The sequence below is a fragment of the Deltaproteobacteria bacterium genome, from assembly GCA_009930495.1.
Taxonomy (GTDB): domain Bacteria; phylum Desulfobacterota; class Desulfovibrionia; order Desulfovibrionales; family Desulfomicrobiaceae; genus Desulfomicrobium.
The window spans coordinates 1-26,061 of record RZYB01000017.1; the positions used below are offsets into that span (position 1 = coordinate 1).

The 26,061-nt window shown below is 60.1% G+C and carries 23 protein-coding genes and 3 tRNA genes; 8 read left to right on the forward strand and 18 right to left on the reverse strand.

Annotated features, from left to right (window positions below; translation table 11 throughout):
- From leuB to EOL86_03130, 8 genes are all read right to left on the reverse strand, one after another.
- The coding region (gene leuB, locus EOL86_03095) for a 3-isopropylmalate dehydrogenase (GenBank protein ID NCD24572.1) at positions 1-953 on the reverse strand (953 nt) is incomplete at its 3' end.
- A gap of 106 nt (positions 954-1,059) precedes the next feature.
- The gene (locus EOL86_03100) at positions 1,060-1,554 is read right to left on the reverse strand and encodes a 3-isopropylmalate dehydratase small subunit (protein ID NCD24573.1); all 495 of its coding nucleotides are present in this window, start codon (positions 1,552-1,554) and stop codon (positions 1,060-1,062) included.
- A gap of 9 nt (positions 1,555-1,563) precedes the next feature.
- Complete coding sequence (leuC, locus tag EOL86_03105; GenBank protein ID NCD24574.1) at positions 1,564-2,823, reverse strand: 3-isopropylmalate dehydratase large subunit; 1,260 nt, start codon at positions 2,821-2,823, stop codon at positions 1,564-1,566.
- Complete coding sequence (locus tag EOL86_03110) at positions 2,808-4,340, reverse strand: 2-isopropylmalate synthase (protein ID NCD24575.1); 1,533 nt, start codon at positions 4,338-4,340, stop codon at positions 2,808-2,810. Before EOL86_03110 ends, leuC begins: the two co-directional genes overlap by 16 nt.
- A 113-nt stretch (positions 4,341-4,453) precedes the next feature.
- Positions 4,454-5,212, reverse strand: a complete 759-nt coding sequence (gene pssA, locus EOL86_03115; GenBank protein NCD24576.1) for a CDP-diacylglycerol--serine O-phosphatidyltransferase — start codon at positions 5,210-5,212, stop codon at positions 4,454-4,456.
- A gap of 14 nt (positions 5,213-5,226) precedes the next feature.
- Complete coding sequence (locus EOL86_03120; GenBank protein NCD24577.1) at positions 5,227-5,868, reverse strand: phosphatidylserine decarboxylase family protein; 642 nt, start codon at positions 5,866-5,868, stop codon at positions 5,227-5,229.
- Positions 5,869-5,929: 61 nt separating this feature from the next.
- On the reverse strand, positions 5,930-7,207 hold the full coding sequence (locus EOL86_03125) for a hypothetical protein (GenBank protein NCD24578.1): 1,278 nt from the start codon (positions 7,205-7,207) through the stop codon (positions 5,930-5,932).
- Positions 7,200-8,456, reverse strand: a complete 1,257-nt coding sequence (locus EOL86_03130) for an ADP-heptose--LPS heptosyltransferase (GenBank protein ID NCD24579.1) — start codon at positions 8,454-8,456, stop codon at positions 7,200-7,202. Before EOL86_03130 ends, EOL86_03125 begins: the two co-directional genes overlap by 8 nt.
- Before the next feature lie 103 nt (positions 8,457-8,559).
- Between EOL86_03130 and EOL86_03135 the strand changes: the two genes are divergently transcribed.
- Genes EOL86_03135 through tilS form a run of 5 tightly spaced genes read left to right on the forward strand, consistent with a single transcriptional unit; the run spans position 8,560 to position 12,772 of the window.
- Positions 8,560-9,249 (forward strand): bifunctional precorrin-2 dehydrogenase/sirohydrochlorin ferrochelatase, encoded by a 690-nt coding sequence (locus tag EOL86_03135; protein ID NCD24580.1) that lies wholly within the window; start codon positions 8,560-8,562, stop codon positions 9,247-9,249.
- The gene (locus tag EOL86_03140) at positions 9,227-10,054 is read left to right on the forward strand and encodes a cytochrome C assembly protein (GenBank protein NCD24581.1); all 828 of its coding nucleotides are present in this window, start codon (positions 9,227-9,229) and stop codon (positions 10,052-10,054) included. The genes EOL86_03135 and EOL86_03140 overlap by 23 nt, the downstream gene beginning before the upstream one ends.
- A 24-nt stretch (positions 10,055-10,078) precedes the next feature.
- Positions 10,079-11,440 carry a glutamyl-tRNA reductase gene (locus EOL86_03145; protein NCD24582.1) on the forward strand — a complete coding sequence of 454 codons (1,362 nt, stop codon included), beginning with the start codon at positions 10,079-10,081 and terminating at the stop codon, positions 11,438-11,440.
- Positions 11,418-11,753, forward strand: coding sequence for a hypothetical protein (locus tag EOL86_03150; GenBank protein NCD24583.1), 336 nt, complete (start codon positions 11,418-11,420; stop codon positions 11,751-11,753). The genes EOL86_03145 and EOL86_03150 overlap by 23 nt, the downstream gene beginning before the upstream one ends.
- A gap of 2 nt (positions 11,754-11,755) precedes the next feature.
- A complete protein-coding gene (gene tilS, locus EOL86_03155; protein ID NCD24584.1) occupies positions 11,756-12,772 on the forward strand; it encodes a tRNA lysidine(34) synthetase TilS in 1,017 nt (338 codons plus the stop codon).
- 119 nt (positions 12,773-12,891) lie between these two features.
- Here the strand turns inward: tilS and EOL86_03160 are convergent, their stop codons facing one another.
- The 6 genes from EOL86_03160 to EOL86_03185 are packed head-to-tail and all read right to left on the reverse strand — an operon-like array spanning position 12,892 to position 19,819.
- Positions 12,892-14,313, reverse strand: coding sequence for a mannose-1-phosphate guanylyltransferase/mannose-6-phosphate isomerase (locus EOL86_03160; protein NCD24585.1), 1,422 nt, complete (start codon positions 14,311-14,313; stop codon positions 12,892-12,894).
- Positions 14,310-15,452 carry an AAA family ATPase gene (locus EOL86_03165; GenBank protein NCD24586.1) on the reverse strand — a complete coding sequence of 381 codons (1,143 nt, stop codon included), beginning with the start codon at positions 15,450-15,452 and terminating at the stop codon, positions 14,310-14,312. Before EOL86_03165 ends, EOL86_03160 begins: the two co-directional genes overlap by 4 nt.
- Before the next feature lie 17 nt (positions 15,453-15,469).
- Positions 15,470-16,279 carry a hypothetical protein gene (locus tag EOL86_03170; protein NCD24587.1) on the reverse strand — a complete coding sequence of 270 codons (810 nt, stop codon included), beginning with the start codon at positions 16,277-16,279 and terminating at the stop codon, positions 15,470-15,472.
- Positions 16,280-16,288: 9 nt separating this feature from the next.
- On the reverse strand, positions 16,289-18,025 hold the full coding sequence (locus EOL86_03175; protein NCD24588.1) for a lipopolysaccharide biosynthesis protein: 1,737 nt from the start codon (positions 18,023-18,025) through the stop codon (positions 16,289-16,291).
- A gap of 35 nt (positions 18,026-18,060) precedes the next feature.
- Positions 18,061-19,257 (reverse strand): hypothetical protein, encoded by a 1,197-nt coding sequence (locus EOL86_03180; protein NCD24589.1) that lies wholly within the window; start codon positions 19,255-19,257, stop codon positions 18,061-18,063.
- Between the two features lie 13 nt (positions 19,258-19,270).
- Entirely contained in the window at positions 19,271-19,819 is a 549-nt protein-coding gene (locus EOL86_03185; GenBank protein ID NCD24590.1) for a polysaccharide export protein, read from the reverse strand.
- Positions 19,820-20,027: 208 nt separating this feature from the next.
- Here EOL86_03185 and EOL86_03190 point away from each other — a divergent pair, with 208 nt between their 5' ends.
- Positions 20,028-21,464 (forward strand): sigma-54-dependent Fis family transcriptional regulator, encoded by a 1,437-nt coding sequence (locus EOL86_03190; protein NCD24591.1) that lies wholly within the window; start codon positions 20,028-20,030, stop codon positions 21,462-21,464.
- Positions 21,465-21,560: 96 nt separating this feature from the next.
- Here the strand turns inward: EOL86_03190 and murA are convergent, their stop codons facing one another.
- The 4 genes from murA to EOL86_03210 form a co-directional block, all read right to left on the reverse strand.
- Positions 21,561-22,811, reverse strand: coding sequence for a UDP-N-acetylglucosamine 1-carboxyvinyltransferase (gene murA / locus EOL86_03195; GenBank protein NCD24592.1), 1,251 nt, complete (start codon positions 22,809-22,811; stop codon positions 21,561-21,563).
- A 24-nt stretch (positions 22,812-22,835) separates the two neighbouring features.
- A complete protein-coding gene (locus EOL86_03200; protein ID NCD24593.1) occupies positions 22,836-23,432 on the reverse strand; it encodes a VOC family protein in 597 nt (198 codons plus the stop codon).
- 63 nt (positions 23,433-23,495) lie between these two features.
- A tRNA-His gene (locus EOL86_03205) sits at positions 23,496-23,571 on the reverse strand.
- Positions 23,572-23,616: 45 nt separating this feature from the next.
- Positions 23,617-23,692, reverse strand: a tRNA-His gene (locus tag EOL86_03210).
- Between the two features lie 146 nt (positions 23,693-23,838).
- Here EOL86_03210 and htpG point away from each other — a divergent pair.
- Positions 23,839-25,731: a molecular chaperone HtpG gene (gene htpG, locus EOL86_03215; GenBank protein NCD24594.1), complete on the forward strand. Its 1,893-nt coding sequence runs from the start codon at positions 23,839-23,841 to the stop codon at positions 25,729-25,731.
- Positions 25,732-25,885: 154 nt separating this feature from the next.
- A tRNA-Met gene (locus EOL86_03220) sits at positions 25,886-25,962 on the forward strand.
- Positions 25,963-26,061 lie beyond the last annotated feature (99 nt).

The following is a 26,061-nucleotide window of genomic DNA, read 5'->3' on the forward strand; positions in this document are numbered from 1 at the left end:
CGCTCGGCCTCGGCTTCCAGGGCAAACGCGTAGCGCAGCATCATCGATACGGACAGAATGGTGGCCAGGGGATTGGCGATGTCCTTGCCGGCGATGTCCGGAGCCGAGCCGTGGATGGGCTCGAACAGAGCCGGACCGGACGCGCCCACGGACGCCGAGGGCAGCATGCCGATGGAACCGGTGATGATGGACGCCTCGTCGGACAGGATGTCTCCGAATAGATTTTCGGTCACAATGACGTCAAACTGGGACGGATCGCGGATAAGCTGCATGGCCGCGTTATCCACGTACATATGCGACAGCTCCACTTCCGGATAGTCGGCGGCGGTGCGGATGGTCACTTCCCGCCACAACCGCGACACGTCGAGCACGTTGGCCTTGTCCACGGAACAGAGGCGCTTGCCGCGTTTCATGGCAATGTCGCAGGCCACGCGCACGATGCGCTCGATTTCGGATTCGCTGTAGATCATGGTGTTGTAGGCGGCGCGCTCGCCAGCCACCGTGGTCTCGCCGCGCGGCTCGCCGAAATAGGCCCCGCCGGTCAACTCGCGCACGACCATGATATCAAGCCCCTGCCGCACGATGTCCGGTCGCAGATAGGACGCCCCCGCCAGCTCCGGAAACAGGGCTGCCGGGCGCAGGTTGGCGAACAGGCCCAGGGCCTTGCGGATACCCAGCAACCCCTTTTCCGGACGGATGGCAGGGTCGATGGTGTCCCATTTGGGACCGCCCACGGCCCCAAGCAGCACGGCATCGGAGGCCTTGCACGCGGCCACCGTGGCCTCGGGCAGGGGGTTGCCCACGGCGTCAATGGCCGCGCCGCCGATCAACGCGGTCTCGGTTTCCACGACATGTCCGAATTTCACGGCCACGGCCTCCAGCACGCGCAGTGCCTGAGACGTGATTTCCGGACCGATGCCGTCACCCGGCATCACACATATCTTCATCTGCATTGCATTCTCCTCATCAAAAATACCTCCGGCGGGCAGGGGACTCCTCCCCTGCACCCCATTCAGGGGGCCTGGGCGACGCCCCGCTCTCTTCCCACCGGAACCCAAACTATTGCGCCACCTTGCGCTTGACGTATTCGACCAAACCGCCACCCGACAGCATGCCCATCATGAATGTGGGCACGGGGCTAAAACCGATGGTCTCGCCCGTGGTCAGATTCTTGATTGTGCCGCCGGCCACGTCGATATCCAGTTCATCGCCGTCGTGGATGCGGGCGATATCCTCGCCCAGTTCCAGCAACAAAAGGCCCATGTTGAATGAATTGCGGTAAAAAATCCGTGCGTAGCTTTTGGCCAGCACAACCTTCATCCCCGCGCCGAGAATGGCCAAGGGCGCATGCTCGCGCGAGGAGCCACAGCCAAAATTCTCGCCAGCGACCAGGATATCGCCGGGCGTGACACGATTGATCCAGCCGTGCTCCAGGCCCTCGAAACAATTCTTGCCCAGCTCGACCGGATCGGCCGTGACCAAAAAACGCGCCGGAATAATGGCGTCAGTATCGATATGATCTCCCACCACGTGGGTTTTGCCTCTAAATGTCATGGCGTCCTCCTACAATTTGCCCGGATGCGTGATGAAGCCGGTCACGGCCGTGGCCGCCGCAACGGCCGGGTTGGCCAGATAAACCTCGGATTCCAGACTGCCCATGCGGCCCTTGAAATTGCGATTGGTCGTCGACAGGCAACGCTCGCCGCCAGCCAAAATGCCCATGTGTCCACCCAGGCACGGCCCACAGGTTGGCGGGCTGATGATGGCGCCGGCATCCAGAAAGGTCCGCAGCAATCCTTCGTCCAAAGCCATGGAGTATGCTCCGGGCGAGGCCGGAATAACGATAAAGCGCACGCCCTTGGCCACCTTGCGGCCCTTGATCACAGCCGCGGCCTCACGCAGATCGCTGATGCGGCCATTGGTGCAGGATCCAAGCACGACCTGATCCACGCGCACGTCCGCGGCCTCATCCACGGGCCTGACGTTGTCCGGCAGATGTGGGCAGGCGACCTGCGGCGCCATGCGCGTGGCGTCGAAATCAAGCGTCTTCCAATAAACCGCGCCCTCGTCGGCGGCCAGAGGCGAGTCCCCCTTGCGGCCGTGGGCCTCGCAATAGGCCAGGGTCTTGGCGTCGGCCGCGAAAAGTCCGGCCTTGCCGCCGGCCTCGATGGCCATGTTGGCCATGGTCATGCGCGCCTCCACGGACAGTCCGTCAATGACGTCGCCGCCGAATTCCAGGGCCTTGTACAGGGCCCCGGCCACGCCGAGCTGTCCAATGACGTACAAAATCAAATCTTTGCCGCCGACATACGCGGGCAACGTGCCGGTAATGTTGACGCGGATGGTCTCCGGAACCTTGAACCAGGTCTCGCCCAAGGCCATGGCCGCGGCGATATCCGTGCTGCCCAGGCCCGTGGCGAAAGCGCCCAACCCACCGTAGGTGCAGGTGTGGCTGTCCGCGCCGATTACGATATCGCCGGGGCCGACCAACCCGTACTCGGGCAGGATGGCGTGTTCCACGCCAACGTTCCCCCCTTCGTAATAGTGCGTGATATCCATCTCACGGGCGAAATCCCGCACAAGCTTGACCTGTTCTGCGGAATCAATGTCCTTGTTAGGCGTGAAATGATCACAGACCAGGGCCACGCGGTCCTTGTCGAAGACCCTGGTCACGCCCATGCCCCGAATGGACTTGATGGCCAGGGGGGCGGTTATATCGTTGGCCAGGACCAGCGACACGCGGCACTGGACGATCTGTCCGTCTCCCGTGATGGACTGATCCGTGTGCCTCTGCAGGATTTTCTGAGCTAAAGTCTGGCGCATATGGTTTCCTCCTCTCTTTTGGCCAAGCGGTTCAGGGCGTTCAAATAGGCCTTGGCGCTGGCAACGATGATGTCCGCGTCCGAAGCGCGGCCCACCGATGTTTTTCCGTTTTCCTCTATCTTGACGGTCACCTCGCCCTGGGCGTCGGTACCACCGGTGATGGCGTTAACCGCGTAGCGAACCAATTTTGGATGACGATCCACGACCTTGGCGATGGTATTGAACACCGCGTCGATGGGACCGGTCCCGAAATCGGAAATGACCCGTTCCTCGCCGTCCACGTACATTTTGACGACCGCGTTGGGGATAGCCATGTTGCCACTGATGGCGCTCAGATATTCCAGGCGGTATTTGTCGGGGATGCGGAAAATCTCGTCGAGCACCATGGCTTCGAGATCCTCCACAAAAATTTCCTTTTTGCGATCGGCCAGCTTTTTCATGGCCGCGAACACGATGTCGATCTGGGCCTCGTCCAAATGGTAACCCAAATCGCCCAGACGTTTGACCAATGCGGCGCGACCGGAATGCTTGCCCAAAACCATGTCCTCTTCCTGACGTCCCACGGACTCCGGCGTCATGATCTCGTAGGTCAAACGGTTCTTGAGTACTCCATCCTGATGAATCCCCGATTCATGGGCAAAGGCGTTGGCGCCGATAATCGACTTGTACGGTGGTATCGGCTGCCCGATGATCAGGGACAAAAGCCGGGTGGACGGATAAATCTGTTCCTTTTTGATACCGCTGGCAAACTGATAAAAATCCTTGCGCACATCCATGGACATGACCACTTCTTCCAGGGCCGCGTTGCCGGCCCGTTCGCCAATGCCGCTCAGGGTCACCTCGGCCTGCCGAGCCCCGGCCTTGAGCGCCGCCAAGGTGTTGGCCGTGGCCAGACCCAGATCGTTGTGACAATGCACGGAAAAAACGGCCTTATGACTGTTGGGGACTTTTTCCAAAAGATAGGCGATCAGTTCGGCAAACTCCTGGGGCTGAACATAGCCAACCGTGTCCGGGACATTGATGGTCGTGGCGCCGGCCGCAATGGCCCGCTCAAAGACCTGGACCAAAAAGTCCCAATCCGAACGGGATGCATCCTCGGCCGAGAATTCAACGTTGGAGGTTTTGCCTGCCGAATACTTGACCGCAGCTTCAACCATCTCCAAAACCTGATGCCGCTCCTTTCTGAGCTTGTATTTCATATGAATATCCGAGGTGGCCAAAAACGTATGAATTCGTCCCTGCGGATTATGCCGAACCGCTTCCCAAGCCCGGTCGATATCCGCAGGCAGGGCCCGACACAGACCGGCCACCTGGCAACTTTGGACCGCCTTGGCAATGTCGCGCACGGCTTCGAAATCACCCTGACTGGCGGCCGGAAAGCCCGCTTCGATAATGTCCACTCCCAGATTTTCCAACTGCTTGGCCAGCCGAATTTTTTCATTACGGTTCATGGTTGCGCCGGGAGACTGCTCGCCGTCACGCAACGTCGTGTCAAAAATAAAAATTCTCTCCGACATGTGCATCTCCTTTTATATTCGATAAGCGATAATAGATTGTTTCTATGCAAAATAATCCAGGTGCTGAAATGGCCGTTTCCTGCAAACGATGATGAGGGGGGTAACGTGTTCCTTTACGAGATCTTGTGAGAAGACTCTCGTAGCAGGGATTTTCCGCGTAGCGGCAAAACGAAGTAGGAGTAAATAAGACCGGAAATAATGTAGCCGATGAAAAAAACAAAACCGAGCAATTTCGGTTCGGAGGCGACCAACACGAAAATGAGCAGGGCGGTCACCGTGGCGCTGAAACGATGGGCGCGGATGACCTCGGCATCCTTGAAGGATGCATACCGCACATTGCTGACCATGAGAATGGACACCAAAAAAGCCAAAACCAGGACGATCCGTGGAATCAAAGCCACGAAACCTTCCGGGAGATAGGCCGCGAAAAACACGAACGCGGCCAAGGTGCAGGCGGCAGCGGGAATGGGCAGACCGATGAAAAACTTCTTGCTGATTTTTCCGGTCTGGACGTTGAAGCGGGCCAAACGCAAAGCGCCACAGGCAATGATCAGAAAGGAGGCCATGATACCGAGACGGCCGAAATCGTGCAGGGTCCACTGGTAAACCAGGATTGCCGGCCCGACGCCAAAAGCGACCAGATCGGCCAGGGAATCGAGCTGGACTCCGAAATCCGAGGCGGAGTTGGTCAATCTGGCCAACTTTCCATCCAGCCCGTCAAAAACACAGCTGGCCAGAATGGCGTAGGCCGCCATTTCGTAGGCGCCTTGAATGGACCATAAAATACCCATGAATCCGGTCAGCAGGCTGGCCATGGTCATCATGTTGGGGAGCAGGTAATATCCCCGGTGCTTGGGTTTTGGGTGGTCCATATCGTAACGTGTGCTTATTTTTTGCGGGCCAAAATTGTCTGCCCGGCGAAGACCTTTTCTCCAACGCGGACAGCCGGGACATACTCGGAGGGTATGTAAAGGTCAACTCTGGAGCCAAACTTGATCAATCCGAAACGCTGGCCACGGGCCAGTTCATCCCCGGTCTCGGCCCAGCAGATGATACGCCGCGCGATGAGCCCGGCGATCTGGACCGTGGTCCAGGTCCGACCATCGCGATCCTCGATCAACAGCGAGTTACGCTCGTTGTCCGTGGACGCCTTGTCAAACGAAGCGTTGAAAAATTTTCCCCCATGATACGCAATGCGCCCCACGCGACCAGCCACGGGCATTCTGTTCACATGCACGTTGAAAATGCTCATGAAAACGCAAATGGCCGTGCGGTCCTCGCCGGTCAAGGGATCGCGCATGGTCTCGACCTTGACGACCTTGCCGTCGGCCGGGGACACCGCCACGCCGGCATCCTGGGGGACCACCCGCTCGGGATCGCGAAAAAAATTGAGTACCAAAAAGAGAACCACCAGCAGCGCGACGGCCATGATCCAGCACCCGATCAGGGCAAAGATCACGGTGGCGACCGTGGTGAAAAAAATAAACGGCACGCCCTCGAGGGACAGGCCAAGGGATGGCTTTTGCATGTCTACTCCTGTTCCGAAATCGTGAGAAACGCCTACCCGCCCCGGGGCTCCGATTCAAGCCTTATTTTCCGGGCCGGGGACCGGCGTAGAGTTTTTTCCATTCATCCAGAAACAAAATCATTGTTTCCAATTGGTCAAGCTGACCTTGCCGTCCGCGTATGGCCCAGACCAAATCCTCGAAAGACACACTGGCCGGCAAATCCAGCCGTGTCAGCAAGGCGTCCAGCTCGGCGGCCAAACCCTCCGGCATGTCGTCGCGCCAGGCCGCGCCCATGGAAACCCGGTCGGGCATCAATCCGCGAGCCCGCTCCAACAAGGCACGCATCCGATGCGTGTACGTGTGCTCGGCCAAAACCCTGGCCCGCGCCCTGGCCGCCAGCTGATTCCGAATGTCGGGATGGGCGCGGTAATAGTCGATAAGCCCGAGCAACTCGTCCATGTCCGAAAACATGGCCAATTCATCCGGGGCGAACAGCTCGGGCATCAGCGCCCGGCGGTCAACCAGCTGAAACGCCCCGCACGCCGCGAGTTCGAAGGTACGGGGGTTGGCGAAATCACCATCCCCGATCAAGGCCCCGGGCCGCACCGAGGAGTGCAAATTGATATTGATTGTCGAAGCGTTGAAAATCCGCACCACCTCGTCCGTGTCAACACGCGCGCCACCTCGTTGCAGATACGGAGCCAAAACGGGTTCCTGGTCCCAGTCATTGCCCCAAATGCGCAGATCGTGATGGGCCAGCCGCCGAAAGGCAAGTCGGCGGTTGGGGTACCCCGCGCCCACGAAGGACAACTCGCTGCCGTACTCGGCCTGCTCACGGGGGGACAAGTCCAGGGGACAATGCACCCCCGGATCGGCGGCCAGTGGCAGATACAAGACATTGGATTGACCCACGTCCGCCAGCTTGTCGAAAAAATCGCCTTTCTGGATCACGGCAAAAAGATCGTACAGGGGGGCGAAGGCCTTCCAATAAACAAACAGCTCATGATCCTCCACGAACCACATGGCCGTGGCCACCTTGTCCCGCCGCAACCGGTTCAGGGCCTGGCGGGACAACGGGGCCTGGGCCATGGACAGAACCAAATCCGGCCCGAAAGCCTCCACCTTGGCCAGAACGGCCTGCGAGACCACCTGCAAAAAACTGTTCTCCAGATAGTCGAGACGATCCGTGCCCACCTTGAGGGACTTCAACGCCGTGAAGGTCGGGTAAAAATCCGGCGCCTCGAAATATTCGACCACGTGCCCCAGACCGCGCAAGGCGCGGCCACAGTAGCGGCCAATCGGCAGGGACCCCCCATACATGGGCAGAACGACCAGCACGCGCCGGGCGATATCAGACATGGCGACCTCGCAGGGTTTGGGGCAGCATCCAGTCACGTTCCTGAATCCACCATTCGTGCGCGCCCGAGGCGACGCATCCGGTGATACCTCCGACTCCAGCCACCGCAGCGGCCATGGAACGGAAACAGACACGAGATTGCAGATAGGGGTCACGCCCGGACACGGCTCGGAAAACCACGCCCAGGACATCGAATTCGGAACGCATGACCGCGAAATCCCCGGGCACGGGTTTCTCCTCGCGGCCACTGACAAAACGCAGCACCGCCGGATCCGTGAACGGCCGCGAACAACGGGTTCCATGCGGGCAGGGGGTGGTTTCCACGCATGGGGCACACGCGGGCAAGGACTGCAAGACCATGTGCCCCGCCCCGTATGGGCCCGTTTCGTGACACCACGCCGAGGACAGAAAAAAAGCCAGCACCGGAGTTCCAAGATGCGCGGCCAAATGCATGGTCCCGGTATCCGGGGTCAGCAGGAGATCAAGGCCGGCCACGGTATCGGCCAAGGCCGCCCAGTCGGTCCGGCCAACCAGGTCGCGCACCTCCCCGCGCACGGCCGGAGGAAGCAGGCTGATCAACTCCATGGCCGCCCGACGCTCGGCGCCGGCTCCGAGCAAAAAAACGGAGCCACGCCCGACCCGTTGCAAGGCCGCCTGCACCAATGGCGCCAAAATTGTCGGCGGCAGGGAACGACGCGCGTTTTGTCCGGCCATGACCACGCCAAGCCCCCCGCCAGAAGGACACGGAGCGGGGTTGACGTCCGTGGCGGCTATCGGCTCGTCCGCGAGCAGCCCCCACATATCAACCAAATTGATCCCGGTTTCGGCACGGTGACGGGTCCATCGCATGGCCAGGGCCGGCCAGGCGTCGATCAGCCGCTGTCCCATCCGCATGCCGTAACCCCGCACCCTGTCCGAAGGAAACATGGCGGCCAGGGCAAAATTGAGACCGGAAAAATTGAGATTGAAAATCCGAGTAAAATTTTGTCCGGCAATGGCCGCGAGATCGGCATGGATCTTGGTGGAAATATCCCGCCCATGCGCGCCGTGCGCGGCGATGCCGTGAGCCAGGACATCGGGGTAGACCAAGCACGCCAATGATAAAAGAGACCGGTCCACCAACAGATGCACCTCCCCGCGCCGGGCCAGGGAACGCACCAAGCGCTTGGTCTGGATCAAATCTCCAAACCTGGCCAGTTGAATGACCAGATAACGGGGCACGACAGGGGCATGTGGATTCAAGGACGGCATGTGGATGTCCTTGGGAGAAAAGCCCGAAAAAGTCCAGCCAGCCCGAAATCGGGCGCAAAACGGGAGCTTGGACAAGCACGACGGCCTCTGCTAGGGGGCGGCCATGCGCTACTACCCCCTGCTTCTCGATCTGACGCACATGCACTGCCTGGTGGTTGGCGCCGGCGAGGTCGGCCTGCGCAAAATCCAGGGGCTTCTCGAATGCGAACCCGCCCGGGTGACGGGCGTGGACCCAGCTCCGGTCACTGCGGAACTGGCCGATCTTCTTGCAAAACATTCCAATTTTTCCTATAAACAGCGCCCTTTCGCTCCGACGGACCTCGACGGCGCGCGGATGGTTTTCGCGTGCACGGCCAACCGCGAGCTCAACCAAACCATCGGCGACGAATGCGCCCGACGCGGCCTGCTCTGCAACCGGGCCGACGACCCGGAACAAGGAACCTTCGTGCTCCCGGCCACCATCACCCGGGGAGATTTGGTCATCGCGGTCTCCACCAACGGTGCCAGCCCGGCCTTGTGCCGCATCATCCGTCGGGATCTGGAAGGCCGTTACGGGCCCGAGTACGCCTGCTTCGCCCGCCTCTTGCGCCAGATCCGAACGGCCCTTCTCGCCCTGGGCTGGTCGTGCGCGGCGAATCGGGTCATTTTCCGGGAGCTGGCCGCGTCCAATCTGCCCGAATTGATCAGGGCCAACGATCACGAGCACTGTCACTCGTTGCTGGCTGCCCTGCTTCCGGCCCCACTGCACCCTCGAATCGGAGAATGGTGTGATGACTGCATCCAGAATCTTTGAACTGATCATCGCCCTGCTCTACCTGAGCGGATCCGTCGCCTATCCCCTTGGCCTGGGTTTGCGTCGGGTCGGGCTCAAACGAATCGCGACCTGGACTTCCGGCGCGGCCCTGGGTCTGCATACCGTGGATCTTGTTCTGCGCCTGGCCGCCTCCGGGTCCATGGCCCTGCAACACGGGCAGTTTTACATCAGTCTGCTCGCCTGGTTCATCGTCCTGATCTTTTTTGTCCTGTGGTGGCGTCTCAAGCATGATTTCCTCTCCATGATCACCGCTCCCCTGGCGCTTATCCTGTTTTCCTCCTCCCTGGCCGTGAGCACCCAGGTCCTGGCGGTTCCGGAACAATGGAGCGCCCTGTGGTTCAGCCTGCACGTGGGCACCATCTTCGTGTCCCTGGCGTTGATCGTCATGGCCTTTGGCGCGGGCCTGACCTACCTGTACCTGGAGCGCAAAATCAAAACCAAGGCCAAATTGCCCAACTTCTCCAAGGACCTGCCCTCCCTGGAAACCTTTGATCGCGCCAACCACTGGGCCGTGTGCATCGGTTTCCCCCTGTACACCATCAGCATGCTGGCCGGATTCGTGTGGGCATCCTTTACCTGGAAGCGAGTTCTCAGCTGGGATCCCAAGGAACTCATTTCCATCCTGATCTGGTTCATTTTCGCCCTGCTCTACCACCAGCGCCTCGGGCTGGGTTGGCGCGGACGGAAACCGGCCAAAACCGCCATTCTGCTTTTTGCCCTGTGCATGATCTCACTGCTCGGTGTGAACTTTCTGCTGCCCACGCACCACAGTTTCCGCCCCTAACCGTTCAAACAAGCGCTATCTGCAATGAATCAGGAAATATTTCTCATCGGTTTGAATCACAAGACAGCGGATGTGGGCATCCGCGAACGCTTTGCCCTGGCCGGATGCGACCCCGCCGACAGCGGTCTGATCCACGATCGCGGCCCCATCAGCGAAGTCATGATCCTCTCAACCTGCAACCGGGTTGAATTCCTGGCGGTGGGCGACCAAACCACCGACATACGGGGTCTGGTCCTGAATTTCTGGGCAAAGCATTGCGACCAGCCCCGCGCCGACCTGGACGAGCACACCTATTGCCACCAGGGCGACGCGGCCGTGGACCATCTGTTCACCGTGGCCTCCAGCCTGGATTCCATGATCCTGGGCGAGCCACAAATTCTGGGGCAACTCAAAACCGCCTACCGCGCATCCGTGGAAAAAGGGACGGCCAGGGTCATCATCAACCGGTTGCTGCACAAGGCCTTTTCCGTGGCCAAGCGCGTCCGCACCGAAACCGCCATCGCTTCCAGCGCCGTGTCCATCAGCTACGCGGCGGTGGAATTGGCGCGCAAGATTTTCACGGATCTGTCCAGACACGGAGCACTCTTGGTCGGCGCGGGCGAGATGGCCGAACTGGCCGCCACCCACCTGCTTTCGGCGGGAGTGCGGGACATCAGCGTGGTCAACCGTACCCTGGCCAAGGGCGAGGAACTGGCCCGACAATTCGGCGGCCACGCCCTGCCCTTCGAACAGCTGTCCCAGGCGTTGCTGGAAGCGGATATCGTCATCAGCTCCACTGGCTCGCCCACGGCCATCATCAAGGCGCGGGACATGAAGGACGTGCTCCGCAAACGCCGCAACCGACCCATCTTTTTCATCGATATCGCGGTCCCGCGCGACATTGATCCGGACGTGAACAGCCTGGATAACGTATATCTCTACGACATCGACGATCTCAAGGAAGTGGTCGAGGAAAATCTGGCCGGACGGCAGCAGGAAGCGGCCAAGGCCAGGGAAATCGTGGCCGAGGAAGTGACCACGTTCATGCGCTGGCGGGATGGCCTGGCCCTGCAGCCGACCATCGTCGCCCTGCTGGGCCAGGGAGAGGACATTGCCCGGCGGGAGTTGCGGCGATCCATCAAGCAGCTTGGCCCCAACCCGGACCCGCAAATGGTGGCCGTGCTGGAACGCCTGGCCATATCCATCTGTCACAAAATCTGCCACGAGCCCATTTCCTACCTCAAGCGCCGCTCCCAGGAAGAAGGCTCGGCCCAGCGTTTCATCCACAACGCCCGCCGGATGTTCAACCTGGATCATGAAATCATCCCCGAGGAAGCCCACCTGGACCGCAGATCAGCCGCTGAACCCCACACGGAGGACCGCCATGCGCTCTTTTCTGATCGATGAAATCTCGCCCGAAAACTTGGACAAAGTGGAAGCCTGGCTCAAGGAGCAGGAACTGGGGAGCGCCATCGACAAGCTCTACCATTTTCCCCTTCCGCCCAAGCTGCTGACGCCCATGCAGCAGGAACACGCCACGGCGTGCGGACCCTTCTACATGGCCGTGGAAACAGGCCATGACTGGATCAAGCTGGAACTTCTGGTCCGGGCCAAAAACATTCTGCGCTGCGCCTGCATCGCGTACGCCACCCCGGAGCAGCAAGAGCACATGACATCCTACCTCGAAAGCCTGCTCACGGACCTCGGTATCCCGCTCTAGACATGCGTCTGCGGGATCTGCCCGGACATTGGGCCAGACGGGCCCTGGCCATGGCCCGTTTTTGCGCCGACGGCCTGGGCGCGGACTTACGCCGATCCAAGCTGATCGTGGCCTATTCCACGGGCTTGGACTCCACGGTCCTGCTCCACCTGCTCCATGCCCTGAGCCCGACCCTGGACCTGACCCTGATCGCGGCCCATGCCCATCACGGGCTGCGCCCGGAATCGGATCAGGAGGCGACCCTGGCCCACGCGGTCTGCGCCGGCCTTGGCCTGCCCCTGGAAACATGCCGCCTGGACGTGACCGCGCAATGTCAGGCGCGCGGCACCGGCCTCGAAGAAACAGCGCGCGATCTGCGCTATGCGTTCCTGGAGTCCGTGCGGCACACGCATCGGGCGGACTGGATCGTCACGGCGCATCATGGCGACGATCTGGCCGAGGACATCGTCATGCGCCTCATCCGGGGCGCGGGCTGGCCAGGATTGGGCGGCATGGCCGGAATCGACCCACGACGCCGGTTGCTGCGCCCCCTGCTGGACTGGAAAAAAACGGAACTCCGCGCCCTTGCCCGGGACACGGGCCTGAGTTGGTGCGAGGATGCCTCCAACATGGAGCCCGATCGAACCCGAAACCGCGTCCGGAACCAGATTTTGCCCCTGATCCTGGCCGAAAACCCGTCCTTCAGCGCGGCCTGCGGCCACCTGTGGCGACTGGCCCGCGTCGACGCGGACTTCTGGCAAGGTCACCTGCCCGCGATTCCAGACCCGGTGGACACTTTTCTGCTTGAAAGATCCGTGCTCGATCCCGCCCATGAAGCCCTGCGCCTGCGCCTCTACAAACACGTCCTGGATCGCCTCGGACCCGGTCAGGGGCTGGCCGGCCAGCTGCTGCTTCTCGACAAAGCGTGGCACGCCAAGGCCACGAACCGCTGTATTCAATTCCCCGGGGACAAAACCGCCACGGTGCGCCGCGACGGCATCCTCTTTGCCCACCAGATCAGGCCGGCGCGACGCCCCTGAAAACGCGAAACCCGCCACATTGGGCGGGTTGCACGGCTGGCTTGTCATGATCAGGAACGTTCCGGGCGGGGCAATCCATGGAGTCCGGCTTCACGGGACCACCCCGGACTCCGAGCACGTCACCGGCCGTAGACATCCTCGAAACGGACGATATCGTCCTCGCCAAGGTAACTGCCAACCTGAACCTCGATCAGCTCCAGCGGGATCTTGCCAGGGTTGGACAAACGGTGCACGGCGCCAAGGGGCAGGTAGACGGACTCGTTCTCGCGCAGCAAAATCTCCTCGCCATCCCTGGTGACCAAGGCCGTGCCCCGCACCACCACCCAGTGCTCGGCCCGGTGAAAATGCTTCTGCAAGGACAAAACCTGACCCGGATTCACGGTGATGCGCTTGACCTGGTAGCGGGCGCCCTCGTCGATGGATTCGTAATTGCCCCACGGCCGGAAAACCTGTCGGTGGGACACGCTCTCGATCCGGTTCTCGGCCTTGAGTTTATCGACCAGTTTCTTGACTTCCTGCACGCGATCGCGAGGCGAAATAAGCACCGCGTCGGACGTCTCGACCACGATATGATTCTCGAGGCCCACGGCCGCCACCAGACGGGTCTCGGCGTGGAGATAGGAATCGCGCACGTCGCACAACAGCACGTCCCCCCTGGTCACGTTGCCCTGGTCGTCCTTGGCCCCAGCCTGCCACAAGGCGTCCCAGGAACCCAGATCGTTCCAGCCCGCGTCCAGACGGAGCATGGCCCCAAGGCCGGTCCGTTCCATGACGGCGTAGTCGATGGAATCTTCCGGGCACGCGGCAAAGGCGTCCCGGTCCAGGCGCAGAAAATCCAAATCCATACTGGCCCGATCCAGGGCCAGACGGCAGGCGTTCACGATTTCCGGCACCAGCCGTTCCATTTCCTTCAACACGCTATCGGCTCGAAACATGAACATTCCGGAATTCCAAAGAAATTCTCCAGAATCCACATAGCGCCGGGCCGTTTCCAAATCAGGTTTCTCCACGAATCGCTCGATTCCCAGGGCCGTCTCGGCCATGGTTTTGTCCTGGATGGCCTCGCCGTGACGGATATAGCCGTACCCCGTTTCCGGGCCCGTGGGCACGATGCCAAAAGTCACCAACCGCCCCTGTTCGGCGAAACGGGCCGCCGAACGCACCACGCCATGAAACGTGGCCAAATCGGCGATAAGGTGGTCGGCTGGGAGCACCAACAGGATATCCTCCGGATTCCTGGCCACGACCCGCAACGCGGCCACGGCCACGGCCGGGGCGGTATTCCGGGCCACGGGCTCGAGAACCACGGCCTCGGGCCTAGCCCCGATGGCCCGCATTTGCTCGGCGATCATGAACCGATGCTCCTCGTTGCAGATCAACACCGGATCGGCGACGTTTTCCAGGCCTTGCAGCCGGAGTACCGTGTTTTGGACCAGGGTGAACTCGTCAAGCAAGGGCAGGAGCTGCTTGGGATAAAGTTTTCGGGACAGGGGCCACAAGCGGGTTCCGGACCCACCGGCGAGGATGACGGGAATGATCATGCTTCCTCCACGGAATTGGAACGTGACGGGAACACAGGCCCGGCCTTCATCAAAAGGGCCTGCCGCAACTTGTTCAGTTCCCTGCTCACGGACGAAAATTTGAGAACCAAATCCTGGTAGCCTTCCCGCTCCCGCAACAGCAGTTCCGTCAGGGAATGAACCAGTTCCTTGCCACCTTCCGCCCGGAGGCTCTCGATGGCCCGGGTGGCGTCCTCGAGGCCGGCGGACAAGCTCCGGACCTGATCTTCAAGGCCGTGCAAGCGCTCTTCGAGCGCCACCTCGCGCGGCCCCCGGTTCAAGCCGGTTCCCGACCGATCCGCATCGGACATCCGCAAGGAAAAACCGCCCCTGTCCTCGACGACCTGATCCACGACTGTCTCGTCGATCCGGGCCAGCTGATCCGCGTAGGCATAAACCAGGGCGGTATCGCAAACAATGTTGATGGCCCGGGGAATGCCACCCGTGGCCTCGAAAATCCGGTCCAGGGCCAAATCCGTGAACAGGTCCGGGGCGCCTCCCACCTTTTCCAGACGATAGCGCACGTAATGGCGCGTTTCCTCCGCGTCCAACGGGCCAAGATGATACGAGACCACGATGCGCTGGGCCAACTGCACCAGACGCGGACTGGCCAGGGTGTCCTGTAATTCCGGCTGGCCCACGAGCATGATCTGCAGCAGCATGCGGTCATCGTCTTGCAGGTTGGACAGCAGCCGCACTTCTTCCAGGGCCTCGACGGACAGATTCTGGGCTTCGTCCACGATCAACACCACCTTCCGGCCACCAACGTGCTTTTCGGCCAAAAACTGACGCAACAGGGCAAGATTGGCGTTCTTGTTGCCCGACACGGCGGTCAGGCCAAACTCCGCGACAACCATCTCCAGCAGTTCCGAGGGGGAAACAATGGTATTGGAAATGACCGACACGTCCACGGACTGTTCCAGGCCACGCACCAGATGTCGGACAAGGGTGGTTTTTCCGGAACCGATGTCGCCGGTCAGGAGGATGAAGCCACTGCCCTCGCGCAGCCCGTATTCCAGATAGGTCAACGCGGTCCGATGCTTGTCCGTCAGATACAGGAAATCGGGATTGGGGACGATGCCGAAGGGCTTGCGTGAAAAACCGAAATACTTTTCGTACATGGGTCCTGGATAACGGATCAGGTCCGGGGAGCGATCCGGGCTTTGTTGTAGACGAGGCCCAGGAGTTTCTCGGGGGCCAGCATGGACACGGCTTTTTGGATCAGCCGCCGGGGGGTCCGATCCGCCTCGATGACAAGTAAAATCCCGTCCACGTAGGAGCTGAAAACCATGGAATCAGGATTGTCGATAAATGGCGGGCAGTCGAAAAAAACATACCGGTCGGCGTACCGTTGCTTCAGCTCCCGGACAAGATTTTTCATCTTGGGAGATCCAAGCAGCTCCGTGGTCGCCGTCAGGGCGCGCCCGGCGGGCAGAACCACGATTTTCTGCACGCCGGGATTGACAAACAGTTCCTGAACCGGGGCGTTGCTCACCAGAAAATCGGAAATACCCCGTTCCTCGGAAAATCCCAGATATTTGCCCACATCCGGCTCGCGCAGATCGAGATCGACCAAAAGCGAGGTCTGCCCCACCTCGCGCGCCATGGAAATGGCCAGATTCATGGCCGTGGTGGTTTTCCCCTCGTTGCGGCCAACACTGGTGACCATGATCGTGTTGCGTCCCTGGTCACGGGTGCGCTGAAGAACCTGTGTCCGCAGCAAGCTGTAGTGATCCTGGACAAAAGTATCCCGGATATGGGTCAGGACCCTGTTGTTCCGCAACAGAATATCGTCCGGAGCCCGAATTTTCGTTCGGGTGTAGATCATCGAGTCCTCGTCCAACGCGCCCCCGGAATCCCGCTCCGGAGCAATCCCGGACAACGTCTCGAAGCGGGCATCCCCGGATTCCCGCCGGGCCCGCTCCAATGCCTTGGCGATCTTATTCATGCTTCCTCGCTACCAATACAAAGACATCTTGTGGATGACCTGAAACACAATCACGTCCAAGGGCCGAAACCCAAAATGGACCACGGCCAAAACCAAGGCGGCAAGGGCCGTCAAACCGCCCCAGATGGCCAGCCGGCGGTGTTGACGACGCTGTTCCTCCCTGGGCGTGGAAATATACGGGATCACGGTCAGGACCGGAGCTCCGGTCAACGTGGCCAGCTCCTCGGGAGAATGCACGGCGGAGTCCAAAAATTCCGCCAGGGACGCCACGCCCACCCCGCTTCCGACAGCCAGCACAAAACCGACCAGGAGCAAGGCCAGCCGGTTTGGGCTGGACGGCTTCTCCGGCACGACCGGCGGCGCGACCAGGGTCATTTTCTCGCCTACCTGCTCCTGCTCCAGGACAAGGGCTTCCTGGGCGGCCATGAGGCGGCTGACGGTCTGTTGGTATTGTTGCTGGGCATCGCTCAAATCGCGCTGCAGGGTCCTGTATTCCTGTTCAACCACCGGCGACTTTTCCAGCCGAGTCCGAAAGGACTCATACCGGGCCAACAAATTGGCACGCTCGGCCCGCAGCCCCTGGATGTCCATTTCCGTGGCCGAAATCTGAGTCCGGAGCGCGATATAGGCCGGGTTATCGGGCTGCGTGGACGCCGACCGCGCCGGCTGCGGGGAGGGCTGATTCGCGAGCCGGGCCCGCAACTCCTGGACGGACTTTTCGGCCTTGCGCACGTCCGGATGCTTGGGCGCGTATTTTTGGCGCATTTCGGTCAATTTTTTTTCAGCGGCCTCGATTTGCCGAATCAGATCGTTGGAATCGACGCCCGTGCCATACTCCGCCTCCAGTCCACGGATACGGGCATCAAGCGTCTGGACATCGGGATGGGTCGATGACCGCGACGCCTTCAAGGCAATCAACTCCCGCCGCAGGGAATCCAATTCCTCGGAAGGCGACATGACCACCTTGCCGCCGCGCTGCAGGGGATCGATGGTGGCCAACTGCCCTTCCAGGTAGACCTTGCGGTTGGCCAGGGTGCGGAGTTGTTCGTCCAGGGAGGCGAGATCCTTGTCCAGGCGCTCCATGGATTGCAGGTTGAGCTGCATCAGTTCGGGCAATTCATTGATGTGGGCCTGCTTGAACACGGCAATCTTGTCTTCGAGCACCCGGATCCGACGGTCCAGGTCCTCCCGCTGCTTTTCCAGAAAAGTCACCGCCGTCTGGGCCTTTTCCTCGCGATCTTTAAGATTCTGCTCCAAAAAAGCGGATGTCAGCTCGTTCACGACCAAGGCCACGGTCTGGGGCGACTTGCCCTTGTAGGCAATGGTGAACGCAATGGTCGTCGTGGCCGCGCGGCCGGAACTGGGGTTGATGACATCGGCCTGAACCGGGGTCAAGGCGACATCCTTCTGCATTTTGGCGACAATTTCCTCGGTTGTGTGCGTATCGCGAAGCTCCCGATAAAGGTTGAGCTTGTTGATCAACTGCAAAAGCCGGACTCGGCCAAGCACGACTTGGGCCATGGACTGCATGCGTTCCTCGACATACCCGGAAACCGTTGTCTGCACCAATTCCTTGGGCACGTTCTGGGCCTCGATAAGAATGGTCGAACTCGAGGAGTAGATGGACGGAAGCAAGTACGTGACCACTGCGACAATACAAAACACAAAAAGAGCCGGAAGGAAAAAATGCTTCCGCCGCCGCTTCAAAATGTCAAAATATACCCGGATATCGATCTGGTCTTCCATTTCAGGCCCATTCGCGAGGTTAGCAATTACAAGTGTCAGTACTCGAGGGGAAAAGACATGACATAGTCCAGGGAACAGCGGTTCCTGACCGCCCTTTCCTCGTCCTTCTCGTGTGACTGGGAATACGCATAGCCAAAACGCACGGAAGAGTCCTTGGAAATCTGAAAACGAACATACGGATTCACGGCGTGGTACCAGTCGTCACGCTCGTCGCGATCCGAGTTGTCGGCGAGATGGCGCGCCAGCGCCGAGACACCGATGCTGGCCAAGGGCGTGATCCGGTAGGCAATGCCGGCATTGACACTGTCCCGGACGACATCCTCGCCCTCGGCGCTGGAATAGATATCGCGGTCGTAGCCAGCCGTGACCGAAAAGCGTTCCCCGGTCCATTCCAGGCCCGAATTGACCAAATAGTTGAGGGACGACGTCGTTTCGCCGTCGCCCAGGGCGATGCGCGCCCACCCCAGGTCCCATTCGCTGTCCCGACGCCGCGTGTGGGTATCCCCACCGCCCAAGGCCAGGGTCAGGCTCAGACGCTCCGAGGGCCGGTACGATACGCCGCCCATCAAGGACACGGTGTCCTGCGTCAGTTCGCCGCCGAACACGGGACTGTCCAGGTTCGAGCGGGACCCGTCATACATGGTTCGCTGCGCGTTGGCGCGGATGAACAGATCCAGAATTTCCGAATACTGGTGGGTCCAGGTGGCGCCAAGAACATGGCCGAGATAGTCGGCATTGTAATCGGCCTCGTTCTCGCGCTGGGCAACGGAATACGCGATGGCGAGGGTATCACGGGGGGAGAGCAGGTACGAAACAGACGGCGACAGGGTGAATGTCCGTCGGTCCGTGGCCTCGACATCCACGACACGGCCTTCTTCGTATTCGTCCTCGTAATCCGTATCCAGACGCGCCTTGCCGGACAGACCGAGGCGAAGCCGGGCGCTCCACCCGTAGTCGATCGAAGCCAGATAATTCTGATCCAGGCGGTCGTATTCCGTGTATTTCTGGTAGGCATGGACACCAATCCGGGCCTCCGCCCGGGCCCGGTATCGGTCCTGTTCGACATCCACGAGCACGCCGGGAGTCAGTCGCGCGCACCAATCCTGGCGATCCTCGCGGACCCGGTCATCAAAAGTGCCGCCCAGTCCCAGCGACGGCGTCAGCATATAGCGCAGGGCGTGCGCCGGAACCGCGCCAGCCAGGCATATGATCAAAAACAGCACACGGAGCATGGATGCGCGCCCGTCACGGAACCACGATCGTGTCGTGCGGCTTGAGCACGATGTTCGATTCCAAATTTTTTCCGGACGCGACACGCCCGTAATCAAAGACGATCGCCCGCTGCGCGCCGTCCACGGTCCGCAAAACCTGGATGGAGTCCTCGTCGGCGAACGCGTTGAGCCCACCGGCCAGGGCCAGGGCCTGGGTCACGGTCATGGCGTGCCCCATGATGTACATGCCGGGCCGGTTGACCTTGCCCACGACGTAAACCTTGGCGCTTCCAATCTGCATCAGCATGACACTGACCGGCGTATCCGGAACGTATTCGGCGATTTTGTCCTGGATGACCCGCCGCAGCTGTTCCACGCTCAGACCACTGGCCTGAATGTCCCCGATGAGCGGGAAGGATACACAGCCATCGGGACGGACAATAACCTGCTTGGTCAATGCTTCGTCACGCCAGACGGAAATTTCCAGAACATCCTCGGGCCCAAGCGGATATCCCTGGGCCCGGGCCTGGACGGCCATGCCAACAACCACCAACGTCATCACCAAATACACGATCGACTTCATGCCTTCCCACACCCTCCTGTGTTCGCGCCCCGTCGGGGCAACCCGCCACGATAACCGGCACTGGGTAGCAGCGCGCGCCAGAAAACGCCAGCTGAATTCATTCCGGCAATTCCAAAAAATCTTTTGGGACCAAGTAATTGTCCGACACAAATCTTGCTATCTCGGACAAAATCCGACAAAATCGGACACACCGCACACGGAGTTGGACATGGCCGACATTCTCATCATCGATGACGATCCTGATTTCTCATATTCCTTTCAGCGCATCATTGAACGCATGGGGCACCGCTGTGCCGTGCTCCCCAACATATCCCTGGCATCCGAATATCTCGATGCATCCGAATGCGACGTGGTCTTTTTGGATGTCAATCTGCCCGACGGCAACGGCCTGACCCATGTCCGACAATTTCAGACCATGGGAAAACAGCCGGAAGTGATCATCCTAACGGGAGACGGCAATTCCGACGGCGCGGCCCTGGCCATCGCCAATGGCGCCTGGGACTATATCGCCAAGCCCGTCTCCGTGAACAAGATCAAGCTGCTTTTGCAGCGCACCATGGCCTACCGGGCTTCCAAGGAAACATCCAACCGCCCACGGACCCTCAAACGCGACGCCATCATCGGGAACAGCCCAGCCATCATGGCCTGCCTGGACATCATGGGTACCGCCGCCAACAGCAAATCCAACGTCATCATCAGCGGCGAAACCGGAACGGGCAAGGAACTCTTTGCCCGGGGAATCCATGAAAACAGCGCCAACAGCGGCAACCTGGTCGTCATCGACTGCACCAACCTGCCCCACTCCCTGGCCGAAAGCATCCTCTTTGGGCACACCAAGGGTTCCTTCACCAGCGCCCACGAATCACGGGACGGGCTTTTCAAGCAAGCCGACAACGGCACGGTCTTTCTGGATGAAATCTCGGAGCTTGGCCAGGACCTGCAAAAATCCCTGCTGCGCGTCCTTCAGGAACGCAAATTCCGTCCCATTGGCGCGGAAAAGGAACTGAGCAGCAATTTTCGGGTCATCGCGGCCACCAACAGAAACTTGCGCGCCATGGTCGACCGGGGAGAATTTCGCGGCGACCTCTTTTACCGCCTGAATGGCCATCATTTGCCGATCCCGCCCCTGCGGGATCGCAAGGAAGACATCCAACCGCTTGCGGCCCATTATGTGAAAAAAATCTGCCGTGAATACGGGCTGCCCGCCAAACACCTGTCTCCGGATTTTCTCAACGCCCTGCGCGCCCATGACTGGCCGGGCAATGTGCGCGAATTCATCAGCGCGATCTATGTCGCCGTGGATAAAGCCACGGACGAAGGCACCCTGTACAGCCAGCATCTGGCCATGGAAATCCGCATCGGCGCGGCCAGGAACAGCTTTCGAAACCATCCCGGCGCGAACCGCTCCCGCCCCCTGCCCGTTGATCCGCGATCCGACACCCTGGACATCCATCTCGACCTGAATGGAAACCTGCCGCCCCTGCGCGACATCCGGGAAAGCGTGGTGGAAAAACTGGAACACAAATATCTTCACCGTCTGATCGGAATCTGCGGCTCCAACGTGTCCGAGGCCTGCATCCTCTCCGGCCTGTCCCGGGCCAGACTCTACGAACTCCTCAAAAAGCATTCCATCCGCGTAAAATAAAAAGGCCGGAAAAAAAATTCCGGCCCATGCTTTCCGCGCATCACAAAAACCCGTGCTTCAGCCCAGTCGCGCGGCCAGGCGTCGGCCGGGAATCCTTCATTCCCGTTCCCGGCGAATACGGGCGCCAACAGCGGACAGCTTGACCTCCATCCGCTCGTACCCCCGATCCAGATGATAGATGCGGCGGACATCCGTCCGGCCCGTGGCGGCCAGACCAGCCAAGACCAGACAGGCGCTGGCCCGCAGATCCGAGGCCATGACCGTGGCTCCCTTGAGCGTGTCCACGCCGCGCACCATGGCGCTTTGTCCGGACAAGGTCACGTTGGCCCCCAACCGCCCCAATTCCTGCACATGCATGAACCGGTTCTCGAAAATTCCCTCGGTGATCACGCCAGCTCCCGCGCTGCAAGCCATGAGGGCCATGATCTGGGCCTGCATGTCCGTGGGGAAGCCGGGGTAGGGCTGCGTGCTCACATCGACGCAGTGCAACGGGCCATCGGCGTAGGCCCGCAACAAACCACGATCGCCCTCGATGCCCATGCCCATCTCGCGCAGCTTGAAAATAACCGCGTCCAGGGCGTCCACCGGACAATCGACAAGTTCCAGATCGCCCTTGGTGATGCCCGCGGCGACAAGATAGGTGCCCGCCTCGATGCGGTCCGGCATGACCCGATACGAGCAGCCGCGCAGCGTCTCCACTCCCTGAATGTGAATCACGCTGGTGCCATGCCCGGAAATGCGCGCCCCACAGGCATTCAAAAATTCCGCCAGGTCCTGGATCTCCGGTTCGCGGGCCGCGTTTTCGAGCACGGTCTCGCCCTCGGCCAGGGTCGCGGCCATGATCAGATGCTCGGTGCCGCCCACGGTGGGAAAATCGAGCTGGATGTGCGCTCCGCGCAGCCGGTCGCAATTCCCGATGATGTCGCCGCTATCTAGTTCGAAAACAGCTCCCATCTGTTCCAGACCCTTCAAATGCAGGTCCACGGGCCGCGCGCCGATGGCGCAACCTCCGGGCAGGGCCACCCGCGCCCGTCCCAACCTAGCCAAGAGCGGCCCCAGGCAAAGGACCGAGGCACGCATGGTCCGGACCAGGTCGTAGGGCGCCTCGGGCTTGAGATCGCAGGATTCAAGGACAACTTCGCCATCATCGTGACTGGCCCGGCAACCAAGCAGTTCCAGCAACTTGAGCGTGGTATCGATATCGCGCAGGCTTGGCACGTTGGACAGCCGCACCTCTCCGTCAACCAAGATGGAGGCCAGCAAAATGGGCAAGGCCGCGTTTTTGGAGCCGCTGACCGCAATCCGGCCCTTGAGCGCGACCCCGCCTTCAATGACAAGTTTGTCCATGAACTCTCCTTGACTGCGCGCCCGTCATGAACGGCGCCTTGATGATGTCTTGAGGGCGGCGAGCACCGCATCGGCCTCGCCGGGATACACGGCACGGTCCGAGGATGGCGCCTCCGGGCGGGTCCAGACTCCGGCCCTGGGCTCGGAGCCTTCGCTCGCGACCGGGGTAGGGCTCGGATCGATCATAAGGGGATGGGCCCGGACATCGTGGCCCGGAACGCTGTAGCTGAACTCGATGGGGATGTTGTTGGGATCAAAGGAATAGAGAGACCAAATAAAACCATGGTCGATCACTTCCGAGGCCCAGAACCCGTTGGCTTCGAGGCGGCCCCCGATCTCCCACAGGCTGTCCCGGCTCTCCACGCCAAGGGAAACATGATCGAAGGCCACGGGGCCACGCACCGGAACGCCGTGGTCTTTTTCGGGGATTGGCCGGACCTGGGGCCATTCAAAAAAGGCGATCATGTCCTGACTGGAAATCTCGAAAAAATAATGGCGGTAACCGGGATGCCCCAAGCCCACCACCATGCGCAAACCCAGCAGGTCCCGCCAGAAACGGATGGTCGCATCCATGTCCGCCGTGACCATGGCCAGATGATTGATTCCCGTGAAGACGGCCATCGCGCTCCCGTGCCACAAAAAAAAGCAGAACCAGCGCTGATCCGGTTCTGCCGCGGTGTCAAATGGGGTGAGTGACGCGGCTTGAACGCGCGACATCCTGGGCCACAACCAGGTGCTCTGCCAACTGAGCTACACCCACCACAAGGGAAAAAAAAGGGACAGGCAAGCTGTCCCGGATCATCGATGGGGTGAGTGACGCGGCTTGAACGCGCGACATCCTGGGCCACAACCAGGTGCTCTGCCAACTGAGCTACACCCACCATCCGACAGGAGGCAGCAACTACAAAAGTCCGCGTTCCTGGTCAAGCAAAAAATCATATCCCCCCGCGCGAGCCACCCCCTTGACAACCGAACCTGGCCATTTATTTGAACCCAAACCTTTTTTTGGAAAACAAGGAGCATTTTCATGGCCAAGGAAACCCAATTCGAATTCAAAACAGAAATCAAACAACTCCTCGATATCATCACCCATTCCCTGTATACTAGCCGGGAAATCTTCCTGCGCGAGCTTGTCTCCAACGCCTCCGACGCCCTGGACAAACTCCGCTTCGAACAATCCAGATCGGCCACGGTGAAGGACCCGGATCAGGAATTGCGCATCGCCATCGCCTGCGACGAGGACAAGCGCCAGTTGATCATCACCGACACCGGCATCGGCATGACCCAGGACGAACTGATCCGAAACATCGGGACCATCGCCCATTCCGGTTCGGCCGAGTTCATCCGTCAGGCCATGGCCGACAAGGACAATTCGTCCAACATCATTGGCCGTTTCGGCGTGGGTTTCTATTCCGTCTTCATGGTCGCGGACACGGTCACCATTCGTACCCGCTCCTTCCAGCCCGAGGCCAAGGCCGTGGAATGGACCTCGGATGGCCTGGGCACCTACACCATCGCCGAACTGGACGAGGATCTGCCGCGCGGCACGAGCATCACCGTGCATCTCAAGGAAGACGGCAAGGAATTCGCCGAAAAACACCGCATCACGTCCATCATCAAAAAGCACTCCAATTTCGTGTCCTTTCCCATTCTGGTCCAGGATGAAAAGGTCAACACCGTGCCGGCTCTGTGGCGTGAAAACAAATTTTCCGTCACTCCGGAGCAGTACACGGAGTTCTATAAATTCCTGACTTTCGACCACGAGGAACCCCTGGATACCCTGCACCTGAGCGTGGACGCCCCTGTGCAGTTCTCGGCCCTGGCCTTCGTGCCGCCGCGCAGCCAGGACACCTTTGGCTTCGACCGCGACAATTACGGGCTGGATCTTTACGTGCGCCGGGTGTTGATCCAGGCCAAGAACAAGGATCTTATCCCCGAATACCTGGGCTTCATGCGCGGCGTGGTCGACACCGAGGACCTGCCGCTGAACATCTCGCGCGAAACCCTCCAGGAAAATCTGCTCATCCGGAAAATCGCCACCACCCTGACCAAACAAATCCTGTCCCATCTGAAAAAGCTCGGTCAGGACGAGGATCGCTACGCGACATTCTGGAAGGAACACGCCAAACGCTTCAAGCTCGGATACACGGACTTCGCCAATCAGGAAGCCTTTGGCGAACTGCTGCGCTTCAACTCCTCGCGGCACGAGGACAAGGATGGCCTTATCTCCCTGGATGCCTATATCGAGGCGGCCAAGGACGGCCAAAAGGAAATCTACTACATTTCCGGCCCCAGCCGCGAGGCCATCGAACAAAATCCACACCTGGAAATTTTCCGGGCCAAGGGTCTGGAAGTGCTCTATCTGTACGAGCCCGTGGATGAGTTCGTCATGGACAGTCTGCGCAAATTCAAGGACTTCGAGCTCAAGGCCACGGAAAACGCGGATATCGCCGGCCTGGAAAAATTCGCCGACGCCACCGAAAAGCAGGACAAACCCGAGGAACTGAGCACGGAAGAAAGCAAGGACATGGACCGTTTCGTGAAACGCGTTCAGGAAATCCTGGGCGACCGCGTCACCGAGGCCCGCATTTCCAAGCGTCTCAGCCAAAGCCCCTCCTGCCTGGTCAGCCCGGACGGGTCCACGTCCCAAATGCACAAAATCATGCAGCTCGTGACCAAGGACACATCCATCCCCAAAAAGGTCTTTGAAATCAATCAGGACCACAAACTCATCCGCAATCTTCTGGCTGTCTTCACCTCGAACGAAAAGGATGACTTCGTGACCACCGTGGTCGAGCAACTCTACGAATCCGCCCTGCTCATGGACGGCTATCTGGCCGACCCACACAAGATGGTCAGCCGTCTGAACCGCCTGATGGAGGATTCGAGCGACTGGTACAAGGACAGAACCGGGAAATAGCCACGCCACGCGGCGGACCGGAACGCGTTCCGGTCCGCTGTTTTTTCAGGCCAGGCAGGGACCGGCAAGACCCGATAAAAAAAAGCTTGCCAACACCCGCGTCTCTCTATAGAAACCGACTTCGCTTTTGGGACACGTCTCACAAGCACGGCATGGCGAGGTAGCTCAGACGGTTAGAGCATGCGGCTCATATCCGCAGTGTCGGGGGTTCAATTCCCTCCCTCGCTACCAAAAAAAGATAAAGGACTTAGGCTGAAAAGCTTAAGTCCTTTTTTCGTGTCCATCGCCCAAAAATCGAGAACCGCCCGCGCGGTATTTCCCGGATTTTTT

Coding starts and splice junctions, on each gene's coding strand:
- EOL86_03100 (NCD24573.1), bottom strand. CDS start 1,554: ATGACATTTAGAGGCAAAACCCACGTGGTGGGAGATCATATCGATACT.
- leuC (NCD24574.1), bottom strand. CDS start 2,823: ATGCGCCAGACTTTAGCTCAGAAAATCCTGCAGAGGCACACGGATCAG.
- EOL86_03110 (NCD24575.1), bottom strand. CDS start 4,340: ATGTCGGAGAGAATTTTTATTTTTGACACGACGTTGCGTGACGGCGAG.
- pssA (NCD24576.1), bottom strand. CDS start 5,212: ATGGACCACCCAAAACCCAAGCACCGGGGATATTACCTGCTCCCCAAC.
- EOL86_03120 (NCD24577.1), bottom strand. CDS start 5,868: ATGCAAAAGCCATCCCTTGGCCTGTCCCTCGAGGGCGTGCCGTTTATT.
- EOL86_03125 (NCD24578.1), bottom strand. CDS start 7,207: ATGTCTGATATCGCCCGGCGCGTGCTGGTCGTTCTGCCCATGTATGGG.
- EOL86_03130 (NCD24579.1), bottom strand. CDS start 8,456: ATGCCGTCCTTGAATCCACATGCCCCTGTCGTGCCCCGTTATCTGGTC.
- EOL86_03135 (NCD24580.1), top strand. CDS start 8,560: ATGCGCTACTACCCCCTGCTTCTCGATCTGACGCACATGCACTGCCTG.
- EOL86_03140 (NCD24581.1), top strand. CDS start 9,227: ATGACTGCATCCAGAATCTTTGAACTGATCATCGCCCTGCTCTACCTG.
- EOL86_03145 (NCD24582.1), top strand. CDS start 10,079: ATGAATCAGGAAATATTTCTCATCGGTTTGAATCACAAGACAGCGGAT.
- EOL86_03150 (NCD24583.1), top strand. CDS start 11,418: ATGCGCTCTTTTCTGATCGATGAAATCTCGCCCGAAAACTTGGACAAA.
- tilS (NCD24584.1), top strand. CDS start 11,756: ATGCGTCTGCGGGATCTGCCCGGACATTGGGCCAGACGGGCCCTGGCC.
- EOL86_03160 (NCD24585.1), bottom strand. CDS start 14,313: ATGATCATTCCCGTCATCCTCGCCGGTGGGTCCGGAACCCGCTTGTGG.
- EOL86_03165 (NCD24586.1), bottom strand. CDS start 15,452: ATGTACGAAAAGTATTTCGGTTTTTCACGCAAGCCCTTCGGCATCGTC.
- EOL86_03170 (NCD24587.1), bottom strand. CDS start 16,279: ATGAATAAGATCGCCAAGGCATTGGAGCGGGCCCGGCGGGAATCCGGG.
- EOL86_03175 (NCD24588.1), bottom strand. CDS start 18,025: ATGGAAGACCAGATCGATATCCGGGTATATTTTGACATTTTGAAGCGG.
- EOL86_03180 (NCD24589.1), bottom strand. CDS start 19,257: ATGCTCCGTGTGCTGTTTTTGATCATATGCCTGGCTGGCGCGGTTCCG.
- EOL86_03185 (NCD24590.1), bottom strand. CDS start 19,819: ATGAAGTCGATCGTGTATTTGGTGATGACGTTGGTGGTTGTTGGCATG.
- EOL86_03190 (NCD24591.1), top strand. CDS start 20,028: ATGGCCGACATTCTCATCATCGATGACGATCCTGATTTCTCATATTCC.
- murA (NCD24592.1), bottom strand. CDS start 22,811: ATGGACAAACTTGTCATTGAAGGCGGGGTCGCGCTCAAGGGCCGGATT.
- EOL86_03200 (NCD24593.1), bottom strand. CDS start 23,432: ATGGCCGTCTTCACGGGAATCAATCATCTGGCCATGGTCACGGCGGAC.
- htpG (NCD24594.1), top strand. CDS start 23,839: ATGGCCAAGGAAACCCAATTCGAATTCAAAACAGAAATCAAACAACTC.